The organism is Pseudomonas trutticola BRTCR10 (genome assembly GCF_056155105.1).
The window spans coordinates 2,775,215-2,783,183 of sequence record NZ_CM149552.1 but is presented as its reverse complement, the minus strand read 5'-3'; the positions used below and the strand labels follow the sequence as shown (position 1 = coordinate 2,783,183).

Below are 7,969 nucleotides of genomic sequence, written 5' to 3'. Positions count from 1 at the left end.
GGGATAACCTGCTGTAAATACGAGAAAAAGGAGCGCGCAGCCGCGAGTCCGTGCGAGTTGCGCGCAGCCTGGAAAAACTAAAACATCAAGGCTTGGCGAGCTGACATGGGAAGCAGGGACAATCCACCTCCCCATGAGCCGCGATCCTTTGCATCCCCCGGCAGGCGCTGCCGCAGGCTGCGGCAGCGCCCACAGGCTGGATTGTCAGAGCCGGCGTTTGCGGTTGAGGCTCGGGATGGTGGTCTGCGGGATTTCCAGGTGCTGTGCCTGGCTGCGAGTGTTGGCCGCCAGTGCCGCCAGCGTCGGCTGACTGAACAGCGCTCGCGCGTCGGTGTGCAACCCGGTCTGGCGCATGCGCGCAACCAGGCTGACCGCCAGCAACGAATGCCCGCCCAACTCGAAGAAGTTGTCGTGACGCCCGACCTGATGGACGTTGAGCACCTCGGCCCAGATCTGCGCCAACGCCGCTTCGACTTCACCTTCGGGTGGCTGATACGGGCGATTGAACACCGCCTCTGCTCCCGGTTCAGGCAAGGCCTTGCGGTCGATCTTGTCGTTGGGCGTCAGCGGCAGAGCGTCAAGCAACACAAAAGCCCCCGGCACCATGTACTCCGGCAAGCGCTCCAGCACATGGGCGCGCAACGCCTCCAGACCTGGCGCAGCAACGCCGGCACGCACGGTGTACCAGGCGACCAGGCGCTCGTCGCGCACCATCACCACCGCTTCGCGTACGGCCGGATGCTCGATCAACCGAGCTTCGATTTCACCCGGTTCCAGACGCAAGCCACGCAACTTGACCTGGAAATCGTTGCGGCCGAGGAATTCCAGGTCGCCGTCGTTGTTGTAGCGCACCAGATCACCCGTTCGGTACAGCCGATCACCCGGTACAAACGGGCTGTCGATGAAGCGCTCGGCCTGCATCTCGGGCAGTCCGTGATACCCGCGCGCCACGCCCACGCCACCGATGTGCAACTGACCGGCGACGCCCTGCGGCACTGGCTGATCGTGGGCATCGAGGACGTACAGGCGAGTGTTGCTCAGTGCCTTGCCGATCGGCACGACGTGGTCCGGCACCGACATTTGCGGTTCAAGCGTCCAGCCGGTGCTGTCGACGGTGGTTTCGGTTGGGCCGTAGACATTGTGCAAACGCACCCACGGCAGGCGCTGACGCACTTGGCGAACCAGTGCCGCACTGAGTTCACCACCACCATTGAGCACATCGGTGAGGCTAGTGCACTGGTCAACATCGTCCTGCTCGATGAACTGCTGGAGCAACGCCGGAACGAACTTGACCACGCTGACCTGATGCTCGCGAATGGTCTGCACCACATACGCCGAATCGCGGTTGCCGTCAGGTCGTGCCAGCACCAGACGCAGGCCGGAACACAGTGGCCAGAAGATCTCCCACACCGAGCTGTCGAAGCTGAACGGCGCTTTTTGCAGCAGCGCACCGTGCTCGGTAGGCAGACTGATCTGCGAGCCCCAGTGCACCATGTTGCAGGCGCTGCGGTGCTCGATCATCACGCCTTTGGGCAGGCCGGTGGAGCCGGAGGTGTAGATCATGTAAGCAAGATTGGAGGCGCTCAGCCCGGGGATCTGCGGATTACTCTCGCCGTTGTACTGCCAACTGCCACAGTCGAGATCGATCAGCGGCACGTCGTGCTCACCGAGCAGCTCACGGGTAGCGGCATGCACCAGCACGGCGACCGGCGCGCTGTCCTGCAACATGTAGCGCAGGCGTTCCAGCGGATAGTCCGGGTCAAGCGGCACATACGCCCCGCCAGCCTTGAGAATGGCGAGCAGACCGACCACCAGATCCAGTCCGCGCTCGACACAGATCGCCACGCGCGTATCCGGCTGCACGCCTTGTTCGCGCAGATGATGCGCCAGTCGGTTGGCGCGTGCATTGAGCTCGGCGTAAGTCAGATCTCCTTGCTCGGATTGCAGCGCGATGGCATCCGGTTTGCGGCGTACCTGTTGTTCAAACAACGTCTGAAGCGGCTGCTCCAGCGGGCAAGCGACCTCGGTGGCGTTGAACTCGACCAGCCATTTCTCGCGCTCGGCTGGTGGCAGAACCGATACGTTGCTCAGCAACAATTGCGGCGTGTGTTCCAACGCATTGATCAGCGCTTCGAGCGCTGTGAGCAGATAATCCAATACACGTTGCGCACCGATCAGGCGCGGCGCTTTGGCGGCAAGATGAAAACCCGTGGCGTCGTCATCTACGGACAGCATCAATGGATAGCTGACGATTTCGACGCTGCTCAACAACTCGATTCCCGGCACAGCGCTCAGCAATGGAGCCGCGTCGGTATGTCGATAGTTGAGCAGACTGTTGAACAGCGGCGTACCGGACGCTATCGCACTGCAACGCTGCGTCAGTGCAAGCGGTGCCTGTTCGTGGGCCAGCAACGCGGCAAGGCGTTCGTGAGTCTGGGCCAATGCCCTGCTGACGCTGGCTCCTGCCAACCTCAGGCGCAATGGCAAGGTATTGATGAACATGCCCAGCGCACGGTCGGCACCGTTACCGGCCTGCAGTCGTCCCAACAATACCGTGCCGAATACCACGTCCTCACGCCCGGCACACGCCCCGACCACCTGGGCCCAGGCCAGATGGAACAGGCTCGCCGGACTGACGCCCGATTGGCGCGCCTGATCGCGCAGGCGCTGCGCGAGGCTGGCAGCGAGGGGTTGTCTGGCATCGTCGTGTCCACTGGAGTCGACTTGACGGTCGCTCAAGGCAAAAGCCAGCGTAGGTTCATCGACATCGCTCAGTTGCTCGCGGAAAAACCTCTCATGCTCCGCTTGCCGATCCTTCAAACCAACCTGTGCGACGTAATTGCGATACGGGACCGACAGCGGCAATTCATGTTCGCGCCCGAGCAGATGCATCTGGATTTCGTGCATCAATACTGCGGTCGAAGTGGCATCGTTGATCAGATGATGAAAGCGCAGCAGGCCTAGCCAGCGCCGGTCAGGTTTGTCTTCGGCTGCTGCCAGCGCCAGCATCGGTGCCTGGCGGATATTCAGTGGCCGTTGCAGCGGGCTGAAGGCTTCGCGCAACTGTTGTGCGATATCACCGGCGCAGGGCTCCAGTACGACGGTTTCGATACCCAGTTTCGCTTGACGCCAGACGACTTGCACCGCGGGTTCGATGCCTTCCCAGACCAGGCTGGTGCGCAGGATATCGTGACGTTCGATAACCTTTTGCAGAGCGCTGGCAAATGCCTCCAGTTGCGCGCGGCTGGCGAAGGACAACACGGCGTGCTGCTGATACGGATCGCGGCCCTCAGCGGTGATGTGGTGATACAACAGGCCTTGTTGCAAAGGCGCCAGCGGATAGATGTCCTGCACGTTTGCCGCTCCGCCCGGAACCGTCAGGGTGACTTGATCGATACTGGCTTGGTCCAGTTGCACCAGGCTCAGCATGTCCGGCGTGATGAGTTCGCAATCCGCAACGATACGGCTGGGCGGCACGTCGCTCTCCTGGCTGCGTCCTGCGGCGGCAGCCAATGCCGCTAGTGTGGGCTGAGCGAACAGTTGCCGCACATCGACGCTCAAACCGTGTTGGCGCATACGTTCGGCCATACCCACCGCCAGCAGCGAATGCCCGCCCAGTTCGAAGAAATGGTCGTGGCGCCCTACCCGTTCAACCTGCAACACCTCGGCCCATAACTGCGCCAACAACACTTCGACTTCGCCTGTCGGTGCTTCATATTCGCGTCTGATCAGGTCGTCCTGACACGGCGCCGGTAATCCCTTGCGATCAAGCTTGCCGTTGGCAGTCATAGGCCACGCCGTCAGGCGCACATAAGCGCTCGGCAGCATGGCGCTGGTCAGACGGGTTTTCAGGTGGGCGTGCAAGGCGTTGATGTCGAGCGGCTCATGCTCGATGAACCACGCCAACAGTTGCCCGTCGCGCACCTGCACCACCGCTTCCTGCACGGCGGCATGGCTGCCGAGCGCAGTTTCGATCTCGCCGAGTTCGATGCGCACACCGCGAATCTTCACCTGATCGTCATTGCGTCCCAGGTAGTCGAGGTTACCGTCGGCACGCCAGCGTGCGAGGTCGCCGGTGCGATACATACGCGCCTGCGGTTCGCTGCTGAACGGGTCGCGCAGAAAGCGCTCGGCGGTCAGTTCCGGTTGATTCAGGTAGCCCCGGGCAACACCGGCGCCGCCGACATACAACTCGCCAGTAATCCCCATCGGCACTGGCCGTTGTTGATCATCGAGCAAGTACACCGTGCTGTTACTCACGGGCTTGCCAATGTGCAGCGCCTGGCCGGCGTCGATCCGCCCCGAGGTCGCAACCACTGTGGCTTCGGTCGGCCCATAGTTGTTGATCACTTCGAAGGACTGCTGTCGGTTGAACTGACGCAAGCGATCACCGCCAATCAGCAGCGTACGCAGGGTCGGGTGGTCGAGTTGTTTGCCAAAGGCATACTCGGCGATCGGCGTTGGTAAAAAACTGACGTCCAGCGGCTGCGCGCGCCACCAGTCGAGCAGCGCGGCGATGTCTTCGTTGCTGCCAGTGGCGGGCGCCAGATGCAGGGTCGCGCCCACGCACAACGCCGGCCAGACCTCCCACGCCATGGCATCGAAACCGAAACCGGCGAGGCTTGAGGTGTGCTGACCGGCGCGCAGCTCGAAGGCGTCACAATGCCAGTCGACCAGATTGCCCAGTGTCCCGTGCTCGACCATCACCCCTTTGGGCAGGCCGGTAGAACCGGAGGTATAGATCACGTAGGCGAGGTTCGCCGGGGTCAGGCCGGGCACTCGCGGGTTGGCAAGGTTGTCGGCCGGCCAGTCGCGCAGATTCAGATCGATCACTGGCACATCCAGTTTCGGCAGACGTGCGCGCAAAGCGCTTTGCGTCAGGACGACAACCGGTGCGCTGTCATTGAGCAGATAGTTCAAACGCTCGGCGGGGTGCGCCGGATCGATCGGCACATAACCGGCTCCAGCCTTGAGAGTCGCCAGCAATCCGACCAAGCTGTCGAGTCCACGGCGGGCCACCAGCGCCACGCGATCATCCGGCTGCACGCCGAGCCCGAGCAACTGATGCGCCAATGCATTGGCCTGACGATTCAACTCGGCATATGTCAGTGGTTGTCCTTCTCCAACCGCCGCCACTGCCTCGGGCTGTTGCGCCGCTCGGGCCTCGAAGCGCTGGACGATGGTCAACCCTTGCGGATAAACCACGCGAGTGTCGTTCCATTGCTGCAGCAGCGCGGTTTCCGTCGGCGAGAGCAGGCCGAATTCGGTCACGGGCAGTTGCGGGTTTTCCAGCCCTTGCTCCAGTACCGACAACAGCCGCTCGGCAAACGCCTCGACTTCACCTTCCTCGAAATACATCGGGGAGTAGGCAATGTGCAACCAGGCCTGTTCGTCGAAGCGGTTACTGCGCAAATAAATAGCCAGCGGCGCAGCCTCCTGATGATTGGAAACCTTGACCACGTGACCCCGTGCCTGGCCGTAAATATGTTCTTGATCATCCAGTTCGTAAGAAACCGTCAGCTCAAACAGTTGCGCGCGATCCTCGCGCAGCAAGCCCAAGGCGCGGTTCATCTCGCTCAGGGGAAACCGCTGATGACGAAAGTTTTCTTTCAGCTCATCGCGAATCGCCCTGATCAAGTCGGCGAATGTGAGGTCGCGACCAAACCCCATGCGCACCGCACTGACCTGGGTGAACAAGCCGACGGTCGATTTGAATCGAGCGCCGGACCGGTTGAGAATCGGCATCCCCAACACCCATTCGTCACGCTGTGCGGTACGGCTGAAATACACATGAAGCGCCGCCAGCAGCACGTGAAACGCCGAAGCGCCAAGTCCCTGACCGAGCTGTTTCATGCGCTCATGCAGCACGGCGGGGAACGTCCGCGCCACGACCTGACTGGACGGCGCATGCCCGACAAAGCGCTCCTGATAACGCGGCACCAGCAGGGGTTCGGGCAGGAGGCGGTATTTGTCCAGCCAGTACGCGCGATCCTGCGCGTATCGGTGTGACTGGTAATAACGCGCATCGTCCTCGATGAAATCGACGTAGGACAGCGCGGTGTCAGGTACCTTCTGATCGGCGGCCAGTGCGTTATAGATGGCGGCCAACGATTTGATCATCTCGGCGAAGCCCCAGCCGTCGACGATCAGGTGGTGAGCCAGAATGGAGAACCAGTGCAGATCGTCATCGAGCCGGATCAGCAAAAAACGGTACAACGGCCCGCCGTCCAGCGTGAACGTCTGGTCGATCCGCTCCTGAATCAGCGCTCGCGCCGCCGCTTTTGGATCTGACTGGCCAGAGACATCCCACGTCATCAGCGGCCCCGGCATCGATGGCGCAAAACGTTGCCGTGGCAGTCCGTCCGCGCCGGCACCCGGCAACAACTCGATTCGCATCGCGTCGTGCAGGCTCACCAGATGGCTGAGCGCCGCCTGCATCCGCGCAGGATCCAGCGGGCCGGTCAACTCCATGTAGCCACCGATGTTGTACAGGGGCGAGTCACCCCGGCTCAATTGATCAAGCCAGATGTCCAGCTGTGCGGCGGTCAGGGGAAAGGTCGCGGGCGCAACGGACGAGGTGTCCGCCGCAGAGGCAGAAATAGGCGGCATAAGATCCTTCTCATGAGATTTTGCCCGTATTCAAGCATCGGCCCCGGCGCCGACATGACACCCGAAACCCGGACAACCATCGCTCCCCGGCGCGCCCGACAGTGCTTATCGGCTTTTTCGCATAGGTCCTGTCTAAGTTTTCGGAGAGAAAATACTGAAAAGTTTGTAGGAAAAGAACCACATGCCAATGCTGCCATTTGCCCCAGCCTCAGCAATCGAGGAACACGATCTGCCGATTTTCCGGGCCCTTGCAGTGACTGGATGGTCACGGTGAACGACTTTCCAGCAATCAACCCCGTCAGAACCCCGGCGCCAACAATCAGAAATGCTGGCACTTTGTGTCCCCGGATTCCCCTACAGACGTAGGACAAATCCATAGGCTTAAATCCCGCTCCAGATCATGTTCAAGGAGAAATGACTGCGTGGGCGGCTTTTACATAGACGGCAGACGATTCAGTGATGGCTCTGTACCAGGGATGACAAGGATATGAATCTGACCGGCAGCATTCGCAATATGGAAAACCCGCACTTCTACTGGCAATTGGGGGAACTGATTGCAAGCACGGGCGATGATCACTTCGCCACGAACATGCTCCAGTTGGTCGACACTCTGGTGCCGGTCAATCGGGTCGATCTGACCGAGTGGACGCTTGATGAGCGTCAGGCCAGCGTGGTCGAGATCAAGCCGCTGGGCAGTGCCGGTCCGGCACGAACCTTCCCGCCGCCGGATCCCCTGGAGAGCCCGGACGATCACCCGTTGTTGCAGAAAATGATCGAGATGAATGATTCACTGTTGATCCAATTGAAAGCCTCGCTTCTGCCCTGCCACCCGCAACACAGCGTCCACCAATGCAATCTGGTGTCACGCACGTCCAACCGCCGTTGCGTCATCTCGTTTTACCGTCCGCACACTCAACGGGTGTTTTCCCTGCCGGAGCTGTCATTCCTCAAGAGTCTGTCCGACACCCTGCTGCCTCTGATCGAGCGACATGCGCAGATCAGTCGGCAAACCATCGCCAGACAACCGCGCCTGCCCTCGATCGATCTGGATCACGCCCCCCTTGCGCTGGTGTTCGATGAGCGCCTGATGTTGAGCGGCGTTGTGCTGTCGGCACGCGAAAAAGAAGTCTGCCTGGGTTTGCTGACCGGCGGCACGGTGCCGCACATGGCGGAAAAGCTGCGGGTCAAGAACAGTTCGATCGAGACCTACCTTAAACGCGCTACGGCCAAATTGGGTGTCAGTGGCCGGCATGGTCTGGCGAAATGGATGGCCGGGGCGTGATCTGAACCGTTGAGTTTCCTGACCTGTTAACACCGTGGAGAGAGATCTTTCTGTGTTTCGGGAGTTATCTGTGATCTG

At 61.0% G+C, this 7,969-nt stretch carries 2 protein-coding genes; one reads left to right on the top strand and one right to left on the bottom strand.

All coding sequences use genetic code 11. The features are described from left to right. Positions 1-204: 204 nt before the first annotated feature. The gene (locus tag ACVVH8_RS12555) at positions 205-6,609 is read right to left on the bottom strand and encodes an amino acid adenylation domain-containing protein (protein WP_475230473.1); all 6,405 of its coding nucleotides are present in this window, start codon (positions 6,607-6,609) and stop codon (positions 205-207) included. A gap of 487 nt (positions 6,610-7,096) precedes the next feature. On the opposite strand from ACVVH8_RS12555, the gene ACVVH8_RS12550 reads away from it, so the two are divergent. Further along, on the top strand, positions 7,097-7,891 hold the full coding sequence (locus ACVVH8_RS12550; protein ID WP_475230471.1) for a helix-turn-helix transcriptional regulator: 795 nt from the start codon (positions 7,097-7,099) through the stop codon (positions 7,889-7,891). Positions 7,892-7,969: the final 78 nt, after the last annotated feature.